Origin of the sequence: Geofilum rhodophaeum (assembly GCF_002210225.1) — a bacterium.
Classification (GTDB): domain Bacteria; phylum Bacteroidota; class Bacteroidia; order Bacteroidales; family Marinilabiliaceae; genus Geofilum; species Geofilum rhodophaeum.
The window spans coordinates 91,295-110,591 of record NZ_MWUJ01000002.1 but is presented as its reverse complement, the minus strand read 5'-3'; the positions used below and the strand labels follow the sequence as shown (position 1 = coordinate 110,591).

18 protein-coding genes are annotated in these 19,297 nt (G+C 42.9%); 5 read left to right on the top strand and 13 right to left on the bottom strand.

Annotated elements, in window-relative coordinates; translation table 11 throughout:
* Window positions 1-45: 45 nt before the first annotated feature.
* From B4W65_RS02905 to nadA, 6 genes are all read right to left on the bottom strand, one after another.
* Entirely contained in the window at window positions 46-1,848 is a 1,803-nt protein-coding gene (locus B4W65_RS02905; protein WP_088653626.1) for a tetratricopeptide repeat protein, read from the bottom strand.
* An 8-nt stretch (window positions 1,849-1,856) separates the two neighbouring features.
* Window positions 1,857-2,291: a dUTP diphosphatase gene (dut, locus tag B4W65_RS02900; RefSeq protein ID WP_088653625.1), complete on the bottom strand. Its 435-nt coding sequence runs from the start codon at window positions 2,289-2,291 to the stop codon at window positions 1,857-1,859.
* Window positions 2,278-3,738, bottom strand: a complete 1,461-nt coding sequence (locus B4W65_RS02895) for a lipopolysaccharide biosynthesis protein (RefSeq protein ID WP_088653624.1) — start codon at window positions 3,736-3,738, stop codon at window positions 2,278-2,280. Before B4W65_RS02895 ends, dut begins: the two co-directional genes overlap by 14 nt.
* Window positions 3,735-4,760: a Holliday junction branch migration DNA helicase RuvB gene (ruvB, locus tag B4W65_RS02890; protein WP_088653623.1), complete on the bottom strand. Its 1,026-nt coding sequence runs from the start codon at window positions 4,758-4,760 to the stop codon at window positions 3,735-3,737. The genes B4W65_RS02895 and ruvB overlap by 4 nt, the downstream gene beginning before the upstream one ends.
* 19 nt (window positions 4,761-4,779) lie before the next feature.
* Window positions 4,780-5,166, bottom strand: coding sequence for a response regulator (locus tag B4W65_RS02885; protein WP_088653622.1), 387 nt, complete (start codon window positions 5,164-5,166; stop codon window positions 4,780-4,782).
* Between the two features lie 64 nt (window positions 5,167-5,230).
* A complete protein-coding gene (gene nadA, locus B4W65_RS02880; RefSeq protein ID WP_088653621.1) occupies window positions 5,231-6,178 on the bottom strand; it encodes a quinolinate synthase NadA in 948 nt (315 codons plus the stop codon).
* A gap of 476 nt (window positions 6,179-6,654) precedes the next feature.
* Here nadA and rpiB point away from each other — a divergent pair, with 476 nt between their 5' ends.
* Together rpiB and B4W65_RS02870 are read left to right on the top strand one after the other, a co-directional pair.
* On the top strand, window positions 6,655-7,095 hold the full coding sequence (rpiB, locus tag B4W65_RS02875; RefSeq protein ID WP_088653620.1) for a ribose 5-phosphate isomerase B: 441 nt from the start codon (window positions 6,655-6,657) through the stop codon (window positions 7,093-7,095).
* A gap of 26 nt (window positions 7,096-7,121) precedes the next feature.
* The gene (locus tag B4W65_RS02870) at window positions 7,122-7,568 is read left to right on the top strand and encodes an RrF2 family transcriptional regulator (RefSeq protein ID WP_088653619.1); all 447 of its coding nucleotides are present in this window, start codon (window positions 7,122-7,124) and stop codon (window positions 7,566-7,568) included.
* On the opposite strand, the gene B4W65_RS02865 is transcribed toward B4W65_RS02870, so the two are convergent.
* A complete protein-coding gene (locus B4W65_RS02865) occupies window positions 7,545-7,949 on the bottom strand; it encodes a VanZ family protein (RefSeq protein WP_088653618.1) in 405 nt (134 codons plus the stop codon). The genes B4W65_RS02870 and B4W65_RS02865 overlap by 24 nt on opposite strands.
* 411 nt (window positions 7,950-8,360) lie before the next feature.
* Here B4W65_RS02865 and hemW point away from each other — a divergent pair, with 411 nt between their 5' ends.
* Genes hemW through B4W65_RS02850 form a run of 3 tightly spaced genes read left to right on the top strand, consistent with a single transcriptional unit; the run spans window position 8,361 to window position 10,749 of the window.
* Entirely contained in the window at window positions 8,361-9,479 is a 1,119-nt protein-coding gene (gene hemW, locus B4W65_RS02860) for a radical SAM family heme chaperone HemW (protein WP_088653617.1), read from the top strand.
* Between the two features lie 3 nt (window positions 9,480-9,482).
* Window positions 9,483-9,851, top strand: coding sequence for a rhodanese-like domain-containing protein (locus B4W65_RS02855; RefSeq protein ID WP_088653616.1), 369 nt, complete (start codon window positions 9,483-9,485; stop codon window positions 9,849-9,851).
* A gap of 25 nt (window positions 9,852-9,876) precedes the next feature.
* Entirely contained in the window at window positions 9,877-10,749 is an 873-nt protein-coding gene (locus B4W65_RS02850; RefSeq protein WP_088653615.1) for a cation diffusion facilitator family transporter, read from the top strand.
* Between the two features lie 343 nt (window positions 10,750-11,092).
* Here B4W65_RS02850 and B4W65_RS02845 read toward each other — a convergent pair whose 3' ends face one another.
* From B4W65_RS02845 to B4W65_RS02820, 6 genes are all read right to left on the bottom strand, one after another.
* Window positions 11,093-11,548 (bottom strand): hypothetical protein, encoded by a 456-nt coding sequence (locus B4W65_RS02845; protein ID WP_088653614.1) that lies wholly within the window; start codon window positions 11,546-11,548, stop codon window positions 11,093-11,095.
* Window positions 11,549-11,561: 13 nt separating this feature from the next.
* Window positions 11,562-12,488, bottom strand: coding sequence for a hypothetical protein (locus B4W65_RS02840; protein ID WP_088653613.1), 927 nt, complete (start codon window positions 12,486-12,488; stop codon window positions 11,562-11,564).
* A gap of 69 nt (window positions 12,489-12,557) precedes the next feature.
* The gene (locus B4W65_RS02835; RefSeq protein WP_169713471.1) at window positions 12,558-15,629 is read right to left on the bottom strand and encodes an ATP-binding cassette domain-containing protein; all 3,072 of its coding nucleotides are present in this window, start codon (window positions 15,627-15,629) and stop codon (window positions 12,558-12,560) included.
* Window positions 15,630-15,669: 40 nt separating this feature from the next.
* Window positions 15,670-16,050, bottom strand: a complete 381-nt coding sequence (locus tag B4W65_RS02830; RefSeq protein ID WP_088653612.1) for a DUF1987 domain-containing protein — start codon at window positions 16,048-16,050, stop codon at window positions 15,670-15,672.
* A 12-nt stretch (window positions 16,051-16,062) separates the two neighbouring features.
* Window positions 16,063-16,629, bottom strand: a complete 567-nt coding sequence (locus B4W65_RS02825; protein WP_088653611.1) for a SiaB family protein kinase — start codon at window positions 16,627-16,629, stop codon at window positions 16,063-16,065.
* Window positions 16,630-16,670: 41 nt separating this feature from the next.
* On the bottom strand, window positions 16,671-19,295 hold the full coding sequence (locus tag B4W65_RS02820; RefSeq protein ID WP_088653610.1) for a PAS domain S-box protein: 2,625 nt from the start codon (window positions 19,293-19,295) through the stop codon (window positions 16,671-16,673).
* Window positions 19,296-19,297 lie beyond the last annotated feature (2 nt).

Below are 19,297 nucleotides of genomic sequence, written 5' to 3'. Positions count from 1 at the left end.
AACAAAAAAACGAATAAAAAGGGGCACAAAAATATTATAAGCCTCCTAGTCATGATCGAGATTTTCAGGAATGTATTTTTGTTCAGCAATCTTTTGTTCTATAACGGAAGAAACATCTGTACCTAATTCCAGGGCTTTATTCCACATCTCGAGGGCCTTTTCCTTATTGCCAACTTTATAGAGAATATCACCATAATGCTCCCATAAAACGGCACTATCTTCTTCCATATTAGCCACGGCTTGTTCAATAAAATAAAGCGCATCGAGGTACTTTCCCCGTTTAAATAAAACCCAAGCATAGGTGTCGAGATAGGTAGGATTGGTACCCTCTAATTCTATCACCCGGCTGATCATACGCTCAGCCTTATCTAAATGCAAATCTCTTTCACTCAAATAATATGCATAATTATTAAGCACAAGTACATTTTCCTTATCCAGTTGAAGACTTTCTTCATAGGCAGCAAAAGCCTTTTCTGTATCGTTCTCCTGGAAATACAAATCTCCCATAAGGCCATATATTTGAGATTGTAAGGAAGTATTTTCAGCTAAAAGGGGCAGCGCTGTCTCAAAGGAGGCCAGAGCCTCCTTATTTTGTTCTTGAAAAAGATAGCCATAACCTACAAAATAATGAAATAAACCATTCGAAGGAAAGAGAGTGCTGGCCTTAATACTTTCCGTTAAAAATTGATGTTGCGTTTCTTCTTCAAAAAGCAGAATTAAATAATCCTGCCAAACATCCTGATTACTTTCATCAATGTATAAAGCAGTTTGCAGTGCTTCACGGGCCGCAGCAACTTCTTCGATATGCTTGTAAAAATTTGCAGCTAAAATATGCGCCTGCAGATCATAAGGATGCAGTTCACGCAAACCGACAATAATGGTACGCAAATCGGTCTCATTAAGGTCCGCGTCCTCTTCCTCTATAGCCATCAAAAAAGGCAGAATGCGCTGCATTTTAAGCTCAAAAGGCGTATTGGGATGTGCAAAAGCTTTAAAAATACTTTCTTTAAAGCTATCCATTTGACCCTGTGACAGATAATAATTGGCTAAACTAAAATGAACTTGACCATTTGATGGAAATTCACGAGCCACTTCTTGATACAAAGTGTAAGCCATATCGGCCCTTCCAGTTTCGAGATAAAAATCAGCCAAATAAAGCCTGTAATTGCTCACCGAAGGATAATGATCAATCAGTTGTTCCAATTCTTCACGAGCAGCCTTATTATCGCCTTTTTGACGCCAAATCAAGTGCTTCTCCAGACTCAGGAACTCCTGAATACCTATAAGTTTTTCAACAGCAGCAAAAGTAAGCAAGACGTCGTCAAAACGCGCCATCTCAGATTCTATCTCGGCCTGTTGAAACAAATAATCCGGTTCATCAGGGTGAAGGCGGTTCAAGTAACGCACTGCTTGTAAGGCAAGCTGATTTTTTTCCAGATGAAAGTAAAGACGGCTCAATAAAGAAAGATAATGCGGATTATCCGGTGAAAACCGCACAGCTTCAAAAAGAAATTTTTCAGCTTCGGCATATTCACCGTTGCTAATCAGTAAATTACCAACTTCAAAATAACAAACCGCACAAGTGCTATCCAATTTCAGTGCTTCCATATAACTGAGGGCGGCAGCACCATTATCTCCCAACATCTTGAGTCGATTCCCCTCCATAAAGTAGAAATCAAATTGACGGGACGCCACACCATTAACAGGCTCCTGAACCGAAGTACGACCTTCAGAAAATAAAATTGTTTCAAAATCAGCCAGATCGGAAACCGATCGACAACCGTTAACCAATAAAAAAACAACAATTAAGCTCCCGGATAGAACGAGAGATCGCAAAGATAAAGACATAGTATAATTTATAAACCCGTATGACCAAAACCACCACTACCTCTTTCAGTAGCAGACAATACTTCTACGTGTGACCAGTCAAAACGTTCATATTTATTAAGTACCATTTGACAAACCCTATCACCGGGTTCTACAACAAAGGTTTCTTGCCCCAAATTAATTAGTATAACTTTAACTTCCCCACGATAATCAGCATCGATGGTACCGGGAGAATTTAAAACAGTGACCCCATGTTTAATGGCCAAACCACTTCGCGGTCGGATCTGCACCTCATAACCCAAAGGAATTTCCATAAAGAGGCCTGTTGGAATGAGTTGCCGCTCTCCGGGTAAAATAGTTATACTATCCTCCAGATGAGCACGCAAATCAACTCCCGCACTATCCACAGTAGCAAAATCGGGCAAAGGATTGGTACTGGTATTAATAACTTTAATGGTAAGCATTTGAAGGCAAAAATTTTAAATGAATATATCTGATATAAAACAAAAAGCTCAAAATAAGTACAGCTTTAAAAGCAAGATCCAAATAATACGAGGGGATACTAAGCAAAGAATCGGCCAAAACCACAGTTCCGGCAACTAAAAAATGCAAAAAAATCCGCCCCAGGGGATAGGCAATAGGATAAAATCTTTGGCCATAATAATAAGACACCAACATCATGGAACCATAACCCACAGCAAGCGCCACAGCAGCACCCATAAAACCGATACGGGGAACAAGTACAAAATTTAGGGCTACGGTGAGCGCCATACCTAAAAGTCCAAAATAAGCACCATAAATGGTTTTATCGCTCAATTTGTACCACAGCGACAAATTAAAATATATACCATAAAAAAATAAAGCCAACAAAATTAAAGGAATAACCACATTACCCCTTAAATATTCAGGAGTTAGGAGAATATTTACAAAATCCTGAAACAGCAGAACACTTATGAATATCAGCAGACCGAAAAATATAAAATACTCCATGACCAAAGCGTAAGCTGATCTTCCCTTTTCACGATTCTTAAAAAAATAGGGCTCAAAGGCAAAACGAAAAGACTGGGTAAACAAACTCATTAAAACCCCTATTTTAAAATTAGCGCCATAAACAGCCAACTCTAAAAATCCATTCCCTTTTACCAATTTGGGCATCCATATTTTATCCACATTTTGGGTAAGCATACCAGTTAATCCGACCAACAAAACAGGCCACGAATACCTAAGCATGCGCTTGATCAGCGGAAGTTCAAAGGCACCTTTCAAAAACTTCCAATCCGAAAAAAAGAAAGCGAACTGAAAAACACTGCTGAAAGCATTACTTAAAAGTATCCAAAACACACCGCTAACTTGTTCATAAATAGTCGACAAAGAAGAAAATAATCCTATAGAAAATAGGAAAGGAAGCAGCAACAGAAAGAAAAAATTCAGAATAATATTTAAAAAAATCCCGCTCAACTTAATCCAGCCAAAGCGTAAGGATAAATTTTTAAGACGCAATCGTGCGAAGGGTAAAGAAAGAAACGCATCAGAAGCAACAATTATACCCGTTAAAACGATGGCACTTTGATGTGCTCCGTCATAAAAAAATAAACTAAATGGCTTTGAAAAAACTACAGTTAAAATAAACAATAAGGTACTGCTGATACCCAACATTTTAAGTGAAGAAGAATAAACTGCATCTTCCTTACCTTCACGCGCATAGCGAAAAAAACCAGTTTCAAGACCATAGGTAAACAAAACTAAAAGCACAGAAATCACTCCATAAATGTTCACTATGACCCCATATTCTTCGGGTAAAATAACCCGAATATAAAAAGGCATTAATAACCAGTTCAACAAACGCCCAACCATAGTACTGGCGCCATAAACCAAAGTCTCACCTGCTAAACGTTTTATACTTAAACTCATAAATCAAAAAGTGAGGACTGCAAATGACCTGGAGCAATGCCAAAGTGTTCGTAGGCCAATCGGGTGACCACACGGCCCCGGGGAGTGCGCTTTAAAAAGCCTTCTTTTATCAAAAAGGGCTCAAAAACTTCTTCAATAGTACCGGCGTCCTCTCCTACAGCAGTAGCAATAGTAGTTAATCCTACAGGTCCTCCGTCGAACTTTTGCATCAAAGTCAATAAAATTTTACGATCCATTTCATCCAAACCATATTCATCAATATGTAAGGCTTTTAATGAAAAACGCGTAATGTCCACATCGATACGCCCATTTCCCTTTACCATGGCAAAATCACGCACCCTGCGCAATAAGGCATTGGCAATACGAGGAGTACCTCTGCTGCGGCGTGCGATTTCAGAAGCTGCATCCTCCGAAATGGGCACGTTTAAAATGCCGGCCGAACGAACAACAATTCCACTTAAAATTTCAGTATCGTAATACTCTAAATGACTGTTTATACCAAAACGTGCTCTAAGGGGACTGGTCAACATTCCACTGCGGGTGGTGGCGCCAATAAGTGTAAAGGGATGCAAGTCAATCTGTATGGATTTGGCACCTGGACCCTTATCAATAACAATATCGATCCTGAAATCTTCCATTGCCGAATACAGGTACTCCTCAACAATGGGACTTAAACGATGTATTTCATCTATAAATAAAACATCGTTCTGTTCCAGACTGGTTAAAATACCCGCTAAGTCACCGGGTTTGTCTAAAACAGGCCCACTGGTGAGTTTAAAACCCACATTGAGCTCATTGGCAATGATATTGGAAAGTGTCGTTTTACCCAAACCGGGAGGACCATGCAACAAAACATGATCGAGAGCCTCACCACGCATTAAAGCAGCCTTAACAAAGACCTTAAGATTAGCAACGATATTGTCCTGTCCGTTGAAATCAGAAAAAGACAGCGGTCTAAGCTGCAAATCCATATCTGTCTCCCTGGAAGCCTCTTCCTGAAAACCTCTAATATCCATATCCATGCCCAAACCCACGCTATTTTTAGGATTTACTAATACCTAAGTTCTCCAATATGGCTTTAAAAACAGTGAAATCAAAGGGTTTTGCCATATACTCGTCCATACCAATTGCCAAACACTTTTCACGATCGGCATCAAAAGTGTTGGCGGTTAATCCTATAATGGGAGTTGGGTGTACATTTTGTTCTTTTTCAAAAGATCTGATGCTGACAGTAGCCTCGAAACCATCCATAACAGGCATCATTAAATCCATCAATACCAAATCATAGCGCGTTTCCCTTACCTTTTGCACTGCTTCGGCCCCATTATTGGCAATATCAATAACAAAGCCATACTTGGTTAAACTAAGAAATATAAGCTTCTGGTTAAGCACATTGTCCTCTACCAATAGTAAATGCAAACCGTCCATTCTTCAAAGCTTGAATAAAAAACTAAAAGTAAGGAATATATAACAAATATACAGCAGACCAAAACTACAATTTAAGTTGAGCAGATATTTCCAACATACGTTCGATCGGAACAACAGCCTTACGCCTCACGGCTTCGTCAATAAGCACCTCGGGACGCTCATTCTTTAGTGCAAGGTAAATTTTTTCGAGCGTATTAAGTTTCATAAACTCGCAATCGTTACAGGCACAGGTTGAATCAGAGGGGGGTGCCGGAATAAACTCCTTGGCCGGTGAAGCTTTTCTCATTTGATGGAGAATGCCCGCTTCAGTGGCGACGATAAAGGAAGTGTGCTGCTCGTTTTGCGTGTATTTCAGCAGAGCAGCAGTACTTCCAACAAAATCGGCCATCACAAGCAAGGGTTGCTTGCATTCAGGGTGTGCGATTAACCGTGATTCAGGATGCGCCTTTTTAAGCGCCACAATCTTTTCAATAGAAAACTGCTCATGCACATGACAAGCCCCATCCCATAATACCATTTGTCGCCCGGTTAAACTCTGCAAATAAGCCCCCAAATTTCGATCGGGACCAAATAAAATGGGCTGATCAATAGGAATACTGTTGATAACCCCTACAGCATTGGTACTGGTAACAACTATATCGGATAAAGCCTTTACATCAGCCGTAGTATTTACGTAAGTAACTACAGTGTGATCGGGGTGTAGCGCTTTAAAAGCAGCAAAATCGTCGGCCGGACAACTGTCGGCAAGGGAACAACCCGCCTTTACATCCGGAACCAACACTTTCTTTTGCGGAGATAAAATTTTGGCGGTTTCACCCATAAAGTAAACACCCGATAAAAGAATGATGTCTGCATTGGTTTTTGCAGCCTGCTGTGCCAGGGCCAAACTATCTCCCACTACATCGGCCATATCTTGAATAACATCTTCCTGATAGTAATGCGCCATAATAACAGCATTCTTTTCTGTTTTCAATTGCGCAATGGCCTCTCTTAGTTCCGCTCCCTTCAACATACTATTATTATTTATAGTTTAATTTTAATAGAAAAATAAGATAATGATAATACCCTGTTGATATTGTTTAAAAAAAAACGCTAAAGGTCTTGCAAACTCCTTTAGCCTATTTTTATTCATAGGCTGTCAACAGCTGTTATTCTTATACTGTACTGAAAATAAGTGTTTAGCATTCAGTATTAAGAAGCTGTTAATAACTTCCAAAGTTAAGAAAAAGTTTGTGGTTGCTTTTAATAATGGCCCTTAAAACCGTTGGTAAAAACAAGGAAAAACAAAAGCTTAAATTTTGCTTTTCGCTTGATAAAGCTGGCTTAGTTGTTTCAAGTTAGAAAAACAAGTTTTATTTTTTAGTAGTTATCCTCCTATATCCACAAGTTATTAACGAGCTCTTCACCGATTATTATTTTATTTCAGGTTTTCAACTCCTTTGCAATTAAGTATATTTGTATCCGAAAATTTACCATTAATCCGAAACAATGAATAAGCAACGAATTGCCATTGCCTGTGATCATGCAGGTTTTCCCCTTAAGGTGGTGCTGAAAAAGGTTCTTGAAAGCAAGGCTTTAACGGTTATTGATTTTGGTACCGATTCTGAAAATAGTGTGGATTATGCTGATTATGCACATCCTTTAGCCGAAGCTGTAGAAAAAGGTGATTGTGCCTTAGGCATTACCATTTGCGGCAGTGGAAACGGCATTAATATGACGGTTAATAAGCATCAGGGTATTCGGGCCGCCTTATGCTGGAATGCTGAGATTTCACGTTTGGCCCGGGCACATAATGATGCCAATGTATGTAGTTTGCCCGGACGCTTTGTCACCGAGGAGGAAGCCATTAAAATTGTTGATTTGTTTTTGACGACGCCTTTCGACGGTGGCCGACATGAAGGCCGGATAAGAAAAATTAGTTGTAAATAGTCTGTTGTGGCTTTAAAGTAAATACTATGCTTTCCAATACCTGTAAGTACGCATTACGATCCATTATATATATTGGCATCAATAGTTCTCCCGGTAAATATGTTAATGTTAAGACCATTGCTGCCGAGTTGGATGTACCCATGCAATTTTTGAGTAAAATTTTACAGGTGTTTGTACGTAAGGATATATTGGTAAGTGTAAAGGGACCCTTGGGTGGTTTTCGATTTAAAGATGACCCGTCAAAGGTTAGTTTGTATGACGTGGTGGCCATTATTGATGGACCCAATTTATTTGAGCATTGTTTGATTGGCACCCGCCCTTGTAAAAGTCATGATGATGCTCAAGATAAATGTCCTGTACACGATAACTTTTCAGCCATTCGTAAGGATCTGATTGCTTTTTTTAAGGAAGAAACATTTGGTAGTATAATAGCTAATTACCAAAATAACTCAAAAGATTTTTTGGCCCTTTAGTAAGGGCAGAATGCCTTTGTGTAAATAGAAACCCAACACTACTCCGGTAGTGTTGGCTACAAAATCCCCAAAATCCCTGGCACGATCCGAAAGCAGGGGCTGTAAAATCTCCAGGAGTCCTCCCATCAAAACAGCCATGAGCAGCAGCAGCATATTATAAACCTGTCCTATTTTTTGATTTGGACTTACATTGTTCCAGTTTTTTTCCAAAAATAAAACCATCGATAAACCTGTGTACATGGCAAAATGAACCAGCTTATCGAGATATGGTATATTTAAGAAAGGTGTAGAAGGCAGGTTGGGCGATTCTGCCATACTTAAAAAAATAATGATGCTGCTGGTAATTATACTGAATTTGTATTGGAAGATTTTTTGCCTCATGTTATATATTTTTCTCTTTTTCAAAGCTACGCATTTTTGTTTTTTGGAACTTAACTCATTTGCTTATAACCACATTTTGAGCTTATATTTTAACCTGCTGTATTCATAAGTTGTTGTTATGAGCTGCTCAAATACCAAAAAGTATGGATAAGTGCAAAGAAAATGGACGCAGGGAATAAGAGAATATTTTCAAGTCCTTTTTATTGAGGACGTTTGTTTTTAGCAAGAAGTTGGGCATGGTAATAGATAATTTATGCATAATGCCGTTTCGTTTTGATAAGTATTTAAACAGTGTGTTTGTGTTGTTTGTTAATAAGTAAAATTGAATGTTTGAAAAACGGTTGAAAAACTGTTGATAAGCTGTTATAATCCTTTGTTTTTAAGTGTTTCACGTGAAACATATCTACTTGTATGGCTGGTTTGTATTTTCATATTCCTTTTTGTTTTACCCGTTGTGGTTATTGTGATTTTTATAAGACCACGCGTCTTGAATTTATGGATGCTTTTCTGAAAACTTTGTTTTCCGAAGTAGATCATTATAAGGAGGATTTTAATCATCCGCTTTCTTCCATTTATTTTGGAGGGGGTACACCTTCGCTCGTTAAAGGAGCCGATTTTGCTGCCTTATTTGCTGCTGTTAAAAGCGCTTATCATTTACAAAGTGATGCGGAGATTACTATTGAAGCCAATCCGGATGACCTGACAGCTGAATATCTGGACGACTTACTTGAATTGGGTTTTAACAGGATAAGTATAGGGATTCAAAGTTTTCACCAACGTGATTTACAGGAAATGGGGCGTCGGCACAACGCACAACAGGCTCGGAATGCAGTTGAGTTGGCTTGGCAAAGAGGTTTTAGAAATATTGGAATGGACCTGATTTACGGATTGCCTTGGAGTTCGACAGCCTATTTTAAACAAAACCTCGAAATTTTTACTCAATTGCCTGTTCAACATTTATCTGCTTATCATCTTACTTTTGAAGAGGGTACGCCTTTTCACCGGCTGCTTAAAAAAGGTATTTATCAAGAAGTGAGTGAGGAGGACAGTTTGGAGCAATATCATTTGCTTCGTGCCTTTACCCGGCAAAAAGGTTTTGAACATTATGAGTTGTCTAATTTTTGTAGCCCCGGTTTTCGTTCACGGCACAATTCTTCGTATTGGAATGGGGTGCCTTATTTGGGTTTCGGACCTGGCGCACATTCGTATTTTGGAAATACAAGACGTTGGAATAAATCGGATTTGAATTTGTATTTGCAAGGTGATTGGACTAAAGTCTGCGAAGAAGAACAGTTGAGTGAAGCAGATGCTTTTAATGAAACGCTTATGTTGGGTTTACGAACCTGTGAAGGTTTGGATTTAAAAGAAATGCGGACGCGATTTCCAAAATTTTACGCAACTTTGATGGAGCAAAGCAGCAGATGGATTTCGGGAGCAGCTCTTGTGCATGAAAACGACCGCTTGTTTTGTACGCCTGGTTCCTGGTTTGTTGTTGATGGTATTATTGAAGATTTGTTTGTTTCAGAATAGCTTATGCTGGTTCTTCGATTTTTTCTTATTTTGGCTTGGTTTCGGTCGGCCGATGTGGAGTACCTCCAACCGGAAGTCTTTTATCAGCGACTTCATACCGAATCATCCGTACTCTTGCTTGATGTGCGACCATTTTCGATGTACGCTCTGGGACATATTGAAGGTGCAGTTTGGGCAGGAGAAGCTGCTGTTTTGGACGTACTCCTCCAAAATTGCGAAAAGGATACTGCCCTTTTTATTTATTGTAGTAAGGGAGAACGCACCCGGGCGGTTCAGAAAATCTTAAAAAAGAAGGGATATAAAGCTGTTTTTGAGCTTAAAGATGGTTATAAGAATTGGGTCGAACAGGGATTTCCTGTGTTTCATCCCTGAGCCTGTATATTTGACTTTTTAGCTGATGAATTCATATAGAAAACCGATTATACTGAGTTGGCTGTCGATAGTACTTAATTTACTGTTATTTGGGCTTAAATATTGGGCTGGCGTGGTATCTAATTCTGTTGCTCTTATTGCCGATGCCTGGCATACGCTATCCGATTCCATCAGCTCTTTGGCTGTTTTAATTGGTCTTAAATATGCTCAACAACCCGCCGATGAACAGCATCCCTATGGCCACGGTCGGGCTGAATTGATCGCATCGCTTGTTGTGGGGGTTTTGTTGGCGGTAGTGGGTTTCAATTTTTTGGCCGAATCGGTGGTGCATTTGCGTAATCGGGTTGCTTTTTCTTATGGACCGGCAGCTATTTGGGTTACTGTGATATCTGTTGTGGTAAAGGAAATAATGGCCCGTTATTCCATTACTACCGGTAAAAAACTTAAGTTGAGTTCACTTAAAGCCGATGGTTGGCACCATAGGTCCGATGCACTGAGCAGTCTGGTTATACTGTTGGCGATTTTTTTGGGTCGAAATATTTGGTGGATGGACAGCGTATTGGGGATGTTGGTTTCGCTCCTTATTTTTTACACCACCTGGGGTATTTTAAAAGACACCATGAGCGCTTTATTGGGAGAGGGAATGGAAGCAGATATGGAACAACGAATTGCAGGCTTGAGTCGACAAGTGGAACCCTCTTTGACTTTGCAGCCACATCATTTTAAATTGCATCGTTACGGTAATCATACTGAACTGACTTTTCACATTCGTTTACCTGGTGAATTGAGTTTGGATAAAGCACACGAAATTGCCAGCAGATATGAAATTTTGGTGGAAGAGCAACTGAATATGGTGGTTACCATTCATGTTGATGCACGCACCCGTAGGGAGGCCTGATTTTGTATTTTGATGAACTACGAGCCAGGAAGCAACAGACAACATCTTGCTAAAATCAGTATTTAACCTGCATTATTCATAAATTATCTATTACGATGTCCAACTACCTGCTAAATCCGGACGTCCTCAATAAAATGGATTTGAAAATAATCTATTATTCCCGGCGTCCATTTTCTTTGCGGTTGTCCATGTTTATTGGGTATTTGAGCATCTCATAACGACAACTTATGAATAAAGCAGGTTAATGGTGTTTTTGACGAGTTTCAGTTTTTTACAAGGGTTTGTTGGCCTTTTGAGCTGCTGTTGCTTTACCACTTATCTGTGAGAAAGCTTTTTTAGCTGCTTAGAAATTCATTTCGCCTTCTGAATATTGCTTAACCAGTGAGAGCACTGCCTCAGCACAACCCTCCTGACCGCCTGCAAAGGAAAATACCAATTGGTAAACCTTGGTGGCACGACAAACAAATTCGAAACCGGCGTATTTTTTACCGCCCTCGAAATTGCTGCTGAGGAGCTCTTCCTTATCGTACAACTGCATGATGATGCCGTCGGGATTGGCAGCACCGTTGGCCACATTAAATTTGTAATGGTTGCGGTTGTTTAAAAGTACATTGAAACGCACCATACCGGTCTTGGCCTCGTTGGGAGCTTTTTCCAGTGTAACGGAGAAATCCTTGATGTATTGGGCATCTCCCATCAGTTCCAAAACCGCTTTCTTCACCGACTCGTTGCACTGGGCATACGTAGTGGCAGAAATGGTGGAAAGGAGAATTATAAGACTGAATACGAACTTTTTCATTGGTTAATTATTTTCAGTTGACAATTTTTGCACGTATGTTTTCGATGGTAGCCATAATGTTCTCCAAATCCTCAGGGGTATAGTGAACAGTACTGACTTCAGCCTGAATGAAAATCAGGGAACCATCCTTTTCAATTCTTTGGGGTTCACCCAACTCGGTAGTAATGCGTACAGGGGCATAGGCTGCTTTCAGGTCTTCGACCGACTGCACCAATTCTGCAAAACCGGCATCCGAAGCGTAGTTGCTGAGGATGATCTCCAAAATATTGACTACGTTTTTCTGCTCGGCAATACGGTCCGAAAGTTCTTTATCGCCCGATTCACGTACAATGCTGGATGCAATGTACATACCTTCTACCCAGGCACCGGTAACGATGAGACTACTGACATTGCTTCGGTTTTGTTCGCGCAGGTACGAATCCATTTTGTTGAAACTGGTCTGTGACATTTCCATCAACGAATCCAGGTTGGTGGAGCTGGAAGCCATACGACGAAGCGCGTTGAAATCGAAGAATTGACCTACACGGATGCCGTCGGCAAGATTTTTAACGGCCAAGAGGTAGGAAACCACAATGTTGTTTTTATCAAAGGTATTGATGTAACCCAAATCGGCACTGTAAACCCCCAGGTTGAGCGCTCTTTGGTAAGAGGTTTCGTAATTGGATACATTATCGGGGTTATTGAGTATGCGCTGGGTAAAATCTACACCGGAATTCTTAAACAAGCCGGCCATTTCAACCGGAGAAGAAATGTTGCCAATGACTTCGTTCATGATTTCTTCCGATAAGCGCAAGGGGGCGTCTGAAATAAGGGAATCGGGCAATGTAAGGGCATCTTCATCGCCTTGTGATTTTTTGCCCGAATCGGAACATCCTGCACAGGATGACATCAATTGCATTCCGGCCATTATCAGCAGGGAAAAAAGTAAATTTTTGTACATGGTGCTTATTTTTATGTTTTCGGTAGTTAATGCTTGTTATACTGTTGGTTTTATACTGTTTTAAAGGGTTTAAAGTTTCTTTTTACGCCATTTTATTCCGCCCAGGTAATTCATCGACTTCTTCAGCAGGTCGAAATACAGCACCCCGTAGAGCACTATAGTCAATAACCATACCATAGTGATGTTGAACCACAGGGTTTCGTAAAAGTGGCCCCAAAAATGCTTGGCCGGAGCAAAAAAGTGGGTACGGAAGGACCAGGGATTTTCGGGTTCGGGCAACTGGTAGATGGGGTCGGCCATCTGCACCAGCGCATTGCCCTGCCGCAGCATTTTATTTTTCTCGAATTCGCGACGTACAATGGACGAAACACTTTCGTTGTAGTGGTCGTCCTTAATGCGATTGAAGCGCTCGGGATCGGTATTCAGATGGTGCGTAATAAACTGGTCTTTCTTTGCATTGGCGGTATTAAACAGATCGCGGTAATAGATACTCAGTTGATTCAGGTAAGCTTCTATGCTGTCGCCGGTTTTGCTGTCGAAATCTTCGGGATTAATCGCCTCCAGCTTTTCAAAGGCAATGGAGGGGACTCTGCGGACTTCCTTAGACAACTCGTTTTGCAGCAGTTGCAGGTCGTTTGTAAATTCTTTCTCTCCCCGATCGCCGTCATCGAGTACGTGCACCACGCAGCTGTTTAACAACTCACGCAATTCAGGCAGGTAATGCACTTGCTTAAAGTCGGCCATACTCTCCTGCTGCTCGATGTCGAAAAAATTCTTTTTATAGTTGTTGTGCTTGTACTGGTGCACAATCAAGCCCTCGTAGATGTACCGCGATGGCATAAATTCTGCGATGGCCGGAACCTTGTCCACACTGGTAAAATCTTTGTTCAGCTTGTCGAAGGTAAACATGGCTCCACCCAGTACCATTTGCGGAATCATTACCAGGGGAATGAGGATGTAAATGGTCACAATGGAGTTGAAGGAGGCCGATAGGATAAGGCCCAAAATATTGGCAAAAGCTGAAATGGAAAACAGGGCCATCCAGAATTCAAAGTTCATATTTTGTATGCCCAACACGCCGTTTCCTACCCACACAAAAAGGAACATTTGAATGGCCGAAATGGTAAAGAGCAGTAATATTTTGGAGGCCAGGTAGCTCGAGCGACTCAGATTCAGAAAGGACTCGCGCTTGAGTATTTTGGCATCTTTAAATATTTCTTCGGCACTGATGATGAGTCCGAAAAACAGCGCCACCACGATACCCATAAAAATGTAGGGTGGAAAGTTTTCGTTTTCGCGGAAGAGGTAGACGTTGGAGGTGGGGTCGGCAATGTAGCGAATCAAATAAGCCAAAATGAAGCCCAGTAAGGGGGCTTCCAGCAGATTTAGCGCAATGTATTGGGTGTTGCTGATTTTGGCAAAGAAATCGCGCAGGGTATAAATTTTAAACTGGTTGAACCACGAAGGGATGTTCAGGCTTTTTGGTGGTTTGGTTTCCACCCTTTTTACCTGGGGCAAAGTCACTTCTTTTTGATAGTGCTCGTGCCATTCGGTGGGACTGACCTTGCGCTTATTGGTGTAATTGCCGTACTCGTCGATGACACTGGCATCGAGGATGTTGAATATCAATTCGGGGTTGAGGTTGCCGCAAGTGGGACACTCGCCCTGATCGCTGTTGATTTGGGCGTCGAGTTGCTTAAAGTAAATAAGCGATTCACCGGGATTGCCATAGTAAACGGGATAGCCCCCCGTATCCAAAATAAACATCTTGTCGAACATCTTATAGATGTCCGACGAGGGCTGGTGAATCACCACAAAGATCAGCTTCCCCTTCAGCGCCAGTTCGCGCAAAAGATTCATCACGTTTTCGGAGTCGCGCGACGAAAGTCCGGAGGTGGGCTCATCTACAAAGAGGATGGCGGGTTCACGAATCAACTCCAAGGCAATATTCAGGCGCTTGCGCTGGCCTCCGCTGATCATTTTATTCAGGGGCGAGCCTACTTTAAGGTCCTTGCGCTCAAATAAGCCGAGATTTTGAAGCGTGTCGTGCACCATGGCGGTGAGCTCCTCCTCACTCTTATCCTTGAAGCACAGTTTGGCGTTGTAGTAGAGGTTTTCAAAAACGGTCAACTCTTCAATCAGCAGGTCGTCCTGCGGTATGAGTCCAATAACTCCTTCAATTTCCTCTCTTTCGGTATGCAGGTTGTAGCCGTTGATGAGGACTTCACCTTCGGTGGGACTTTCAATACCGGAGAGTACGTTGAGCAGGGTGGTTTTACCTGCTCCGGAGGCACCCATTATGCCTATCAGCCTACCCTGCTCCTCGGCCAGATTGATGTTGCGCAGTCCCACCGTCCCGGTTTTAAATCGGAAGAGCACGTCTTTGACCTCATAACTGATGCGCGGCGAATCGGCATCGGTCAGGAAGTGGCCTACCACATCGGTATAATAGATGGGTTTGCCCTTGGGTATGCGAATGAAGCTGCCCTTGGGAAATAGGTAGATACGCCGGTTGCTGATGGTCATTCCGTTCAGAAACAAATCCTGATCACCGGTGTAGCGCATGAAGTACAAATCGGCACTCTTTACCCGCAATATGATGATGCTGCCATCCAGACCGATGGTCTGGATGTGCTTATTTTCTGTGTCGCCGCCTTCTTCATTGTTCACCAACATGAAATCCGGCTGATTCAGCTTTGCTGCTTCGTTGTGCAAGACAAAGCTTTCGATGGCCGAAATTTCCTCCTTAGGCAGTTTAAAGACCTGCGCCACAGTGCTGATGATGGCCATGCGCTGTTCGGTCAGCTTCATGTCCATACTGATCAGCTCGTAGAGGCGCACCAGTACCACGACTTTTTGTTCGCGGTTGAGCTGCTTATTGATTTTTTTACAGATGCCCAAAATCCGTACAGAATCCTTCATGGAGGTAAGGCGCACCTTACCGGCCTCCTCTCCTTCGTCCTTGTTTTCGTCTTCAGAATGCTTTAGAAACAAGGCAAAGTATTCCTCTACAGCCTCCGTATTGAGCTGTTGTTTGAGAAAAACCCGGACATATTCCGTTTCATTGGATCCCACGCCACCGTCCTGTTTGGTCAGCAGACCAAACAGTTGCATCAGCGCTTTTAGAATTTCTTCACTCATCTTATAAAAAAATCAATAATTGCTCCCGGGGGACAATTATCTAGTCGGTGTAAACAATGTAATCAAAGGGAATCTCCACAATGTCGGAGTATTCCTCTCCTGCTTCCAGCATGTCCTCTTCATCTTCGTGGTAGTGCCACTTAATGATCACTTCCTTGCCGTTTTCAACAATCTCCTCAAATTTGAGCAGGATGTCAAGAATCACTTTGGAAGAGGCTGTGTTGAAGTATTCCAATTTGAAATTAAATTCAGTGTGATCCAAAGGATCTTTGGCGTATTCATCGATCCAGTCGAGGATCTGCTCGTAAAACTGGTTGACATCTTCAGGAAGGGACCTGCCTGATAACTCAAATTGCCCGCTCGCTTTGTCCAGAATTACATTTGGGGTATCGTCTGTGCCCTTGATGTTAATTACTTCCATTGTCTGTATTGTTTATGCGTTTCTTTTAATGGTGGAGGTCAGAATAAAGAAAGACACCTGATCGTTCAGCTCCTTAAACTGATAGCTCAACTTGCTGCCGGTTTTCTTGGCAATATCGATCAAACCCAAACCGGCGCCTCCTTTTTCCGAAATGGTCGATTCCTTAATTTGCTGCTTAAACAGATTCGACAAACCTTGCTTGTCGAGGCTGTTGATGAGTTCGAGGCTCTCTTTAAGACCCGGTACGCGTTCGTTTTTAATGATGTTTCCGGTAATGATGTTGTAGCTGTCGTCGCCCTTGCTTACCATTACGATGCCCCGGCGCTCTTCTTCCTCATCACTCAAAGAGTCGGCGTGCTTGCTGATGTTTTGCAAACATTCTACCATTACATTAAAAACTTTCTTCTGAACCGTATTGGATTCAGCGTTTTTAGAAAGGCTTTTCTCAGTCAGTGAGGTAAAGGTCTTGGTAATTTCCTGGGTTACCTCGCCTTCGTAAACCAGACTGATTTCGTTGGTTTTCATGGTTTTGTACAACTGGTAGGCAAAATCCAGAAAGCCTTGTTTTTCCTGTTCCATTTTATGTAAATTCAAAGGTTCTAAAAACTATGTAAATATAACTACAATTCAATTCCTATCAATAAAACATCGTCAACTTGTTTCTCGTCGCCCATCCATTCGTAGAATTCCTGTGAGAAGGCCCGTGAAAAATGAGCCATACTGGTGCCGGGTTCTGCGGCCAGGATTTCACGAATGCGCCGGGGTTGAAACTTTTTGCGATCGGGTCCCCCAATCTGGTCGGGCAATCCGTCGCTGAAAATGAAAAGCTGGTCGCCCGGCTCATAGTCAATGATGTGATTCTCAAAGTCTTTTTCTATTTTTTTACGTAAGGGGATACCGCCAATGGCCTTGCGGCTGCCGTTGTATTCGTTGAGTTCGCCGTTGCGCACCAGGAAAAGCGGACGGTGTGCGCCTGAAAATTGCAGGGTCTGTTTTTCCTTGTCTACCATCAACAGCGCCAGGTCCATCCCGTCGCGCCCCAAGGCACCTTCCTGATCCTGTTTGAGGGTGGTGCGTACCTGTTGGTGTAATTCGTCGAGAATTTGAGCCGCCGTGTAGTCGGTTTGTGCATTCACAATGTTGTTCAACAAAAAGTAGCCGATGAAACTGATCAGGGCTCCAGGAACGCCGTGGCCCGTACAATCTACCGCAGCTATGTAAGATATGCCCTCTTTCTGGAAAAACCAGGGGAAGTCGCCACTGACCACATCCTTGGGCCGGTAAAAGATGAACGAGCGCGGAAAGTACTCCTGAATGTGCCGGGTTTGTGGCAAAATGGAGGTCTGTATGCGCTGGGCGTAGTTGATACTGTCCGAAATCTTTTTGTTTTTCTCCTTGATGTCCTGTTCAATTTTCTTGAACTCGGTCATATCGTGGGCCACAAAGAGGATGGTTTCCAATTCGCCCTCCTCTCCCAATTCGGGGATGGACTTAATTTCCATGATGCGCTCACCTTCCTGGGCGTTCATGGTTACTTCAGTGATGGTCTGCTCCTGGTTTTGTCGTATGTTGCTGAGGGCCTCTTCAGCAAATTCGATGAAGCGGGCGTCTATTTCCAGTTCGTTGATTTTTTTCTTAACCAGCTCCTGAGGGGCCACTTCAACGAAGCGGGCTACTGCAGGGTTAACATACACCAGTTTACCCAGCAGGTTGATGCGAATGATCATATCGGGAGAGTTCTCCGAGAGACTCTGCATCCGGCTCTTCATGCGCTCCTCCTTCTCGGCGCGCTTGCGTTCGGTAATGTCCTGGGTATTAAAAATAATGCCCTTTATGGCCGGATCGTGCAAGAGGTTTTTCCCCTTGGTCTCCAAAAAGAGTTTTTCGCCGTTTTTGCGCAGGTAGGTGTATTGGGCACTTTGTTCGCCACCCGGTGTTTCCAGGAGGTATTGAAACAGATTGTTGATGGTGCGTAGTCCTCTGGGCGTTAAAATATCCGGGTCCATACCCGAAATTTTGTCCTCATCGTTGTAGCCCAGGATGCGTTTCACCGAGGGACTCTCGAAGAGCAGTTCCTGGTTTTCGTTGTAAATAGAGATGAACTCCGAGGCGTTGGTCAGCAAGGCCTCCAGGCGCTTACGGGCGTGAGCCACCTCCTGAATCTGGGTTTCCAGCAATTTGTTGGAGCGCTCCAGTTCCTCCTGGGCAGCAATCATTTCCTCAGCATTCTTTCTCAGCTGGTCCTCGTTTTCACGCAGGGTAGCCGTCATCTGCTGCGATTCGACCAGCAGCTGCTCGGTACGGGTGGTAATGCGCAAATTGTAGATGGTCTGACCAATAATCGAACTGATTTCATTGGCAAATTGCAACACATAACCGGGTAGAGCTTTCTTTACAAAGGCAATTTCAAATACCCCTTGCAAGTCCTCCTCCTGCATCAGGGGCACCAACAAAATACTGCGTGGCTTTTGCTCGCCCAGCAAACCGGATGTAATGCTGTAGTACTCTTCTGGTATTTCTGTTCGGTAAATAAGTTCCTTTTCGTAGGCCACAGCCCCCAATAATCCTTTACCTACCGGAACTTCGTGGTATTCGAAGCGCCGGCGCCCGTAAGCGTACATGGCGTGTCGTTTCAGCACTTTGCCCTCGAGAATATAAAAGGCCCCCTGAATGCCTTCGGTATAGTCGATGACCGCACGGATGGTCTGCAGGGCCAGTTCGTCGAGGTGGTGGCTGTTGCGCAGGATGTCCGATATTTTTTCTTTCCCGCTGGTGATCCAGTTTTGTTCGTCCTCCTTGCGTTTGCTTTCCCGGATATTTTGTCCCAGGTCAAGCAGGGTTGCGGACAGCGGGTCCCCCTGGGCCTCAATATTGTCCCAGTTGTTACTTTTCAATGCATTGGCCAGGGCAATGTTCCGTTCAATGCGTTGGCGACTGTTTAAGGATTGGCGGGTGGCCTCAGCGGTCTTCTCGTTAAGACGGTTGATGAAGAAAAGCAGGGAAAGGGGCGCTGCGACAATGAGCGCATTTACCAGCCACACCGGAAAATAGCCGTGGAGGTAAACGATGTTCAGAAAGGACAGAGGGCGGTCCAGTAATGACAGGAAACCCGACCAGGACAGCAGCAGGAGCAAAATTACCCCAAGCAACAAAAACATTTTGTCGCGTGGATGCAACACCTTTGGCGAAAAGTACTTCTTCAGCCAAAGGAGGTAAGCGTTTGTATTTTGGTTTCCTTTAATCATGT

Bases quoted from the DNA above. Each gene is read 5' to 3' on its own strand.
- B4W65_RS02905 (WP_088653626.1), bottom strand. From the start codon at position 1,848: ATGTCTTTATCTTTGCGATCTCTCGTTCTATCCGGGAGCTTAATTGTT.
- dut (WP_088653625.1), bottom strand. From the start codon at position 2,291: ATGCTTACCATTAAAGTTATTAATACCAGTACCAATCCTTTGCCCGAT.
- B4W65_RS02895 (WP_088653624.1), bottom strand. From the start codon at position 3,738: ATGAGTTTAAGTATAAAACGTTTAGCAGGTGAGACTTTGGTTTATGGC.
- ruvB (WP_088653623.1), bottom strand. From the start codon at position 4,760: ATGGATATGGATATTAGAGGTTTTCAGGAAGAGGCTTCCAGGGAGACA.
- B4W65_RS02885 (WP_088653622.1), bottom strand. From the start codon at position 5,166: ATGGACGGTTTGCATTTACTATTGGTAGAGGACAATGTGCTTAACCAG.
- nadA (WP_088653621.1), bottom strand. From the start codon at position 6,178: ATGTTGAAGGGAGCGGAACTAAGAGAGGCCATTGCGCAATTGAAAACA.
- rpiB (WP_088653620.1), top strand. From the start codon at position 6,655: ATGAATAAGCAACGAATTGCCATTGCCTGTGATCATGCAGGTTTTCCC.
- B4W65_RS02870 (WP_088653619.1), top strand. From the start codon at position 7,122: ATGCTTTCCAATACCTGTAAGTACGCATTACGATCCATTATATATATT.
- B4W65_RS02865 (WP_088653618.1), bottom strand. From the start codon at position 7,949: ATGAGGCAAAAAATCTTCCAATACAAATTCAGTATAATTACCAGCAGC.
- hemW (WP_088653617.1), top strand. From the start codon at position 8,361: ATGGCTGGTTTGTATTTTCATATTCCTTTTTGTTTTACCCGTTGTGGT.
- B4W65_RS02855 (WP_088653616.1), top strand. From the start codon at position 9,483: ATGCTGGTTCTTCGATTTTTTCTTATTTTGGCTTGGTTTCGGTCGGCC.
- B4W65_RS02850 (WP_088653615.1), top strand. From the start codon at position 9,877: ATGAATTCATATAGAAAACCGATTATACTGAGTTGGCTGTCGATAGTA.
- B4W65_RS02845 (WP_088653614.1), bottom strand. From the start codon at position 11,548: ATGAAAAAGTTCGTATTCAGTCTTATAATTCTCCTTTCCACCATTTCT.
- B4W65_RS02840 (WP_088653613.1), bottom strand. From the start codon at position 12,488: ATGTACAAAAATTTACTTTTTTCCCTGCTGATAATGGCCGGAATGCAA.
- B4W65_RS02835 (WP_169713471.1), bottom strand. From the start codon at position 15,629: ATGAGTGAAGAAATTCTAAAAGCGCTGATGCAACTGTTTGGTCTGCTG.
- B4W65_RS02830 (WP_088653612.1), bottom strand. From the start codon at position 16,050: ATGGAAGTAATTAACATCAAGGGCACAGACGATACCCCAAATGTAATT.
- B4W65_RS02825 (WP_088653611.1), bottom strand. From the start codon at position 16,629: ATGGAACAGGAAAAACAAGGCTTTCTGGATTTTGCCTACCAGTTGTAC.
- B4W65_RS02820 (WP_088653610.1), bottom strand. From the start codon at position 19,295: ATGATTAAAGGAAACCAAAATACAAACGCTTACCTCCTTTGGCTGAAG.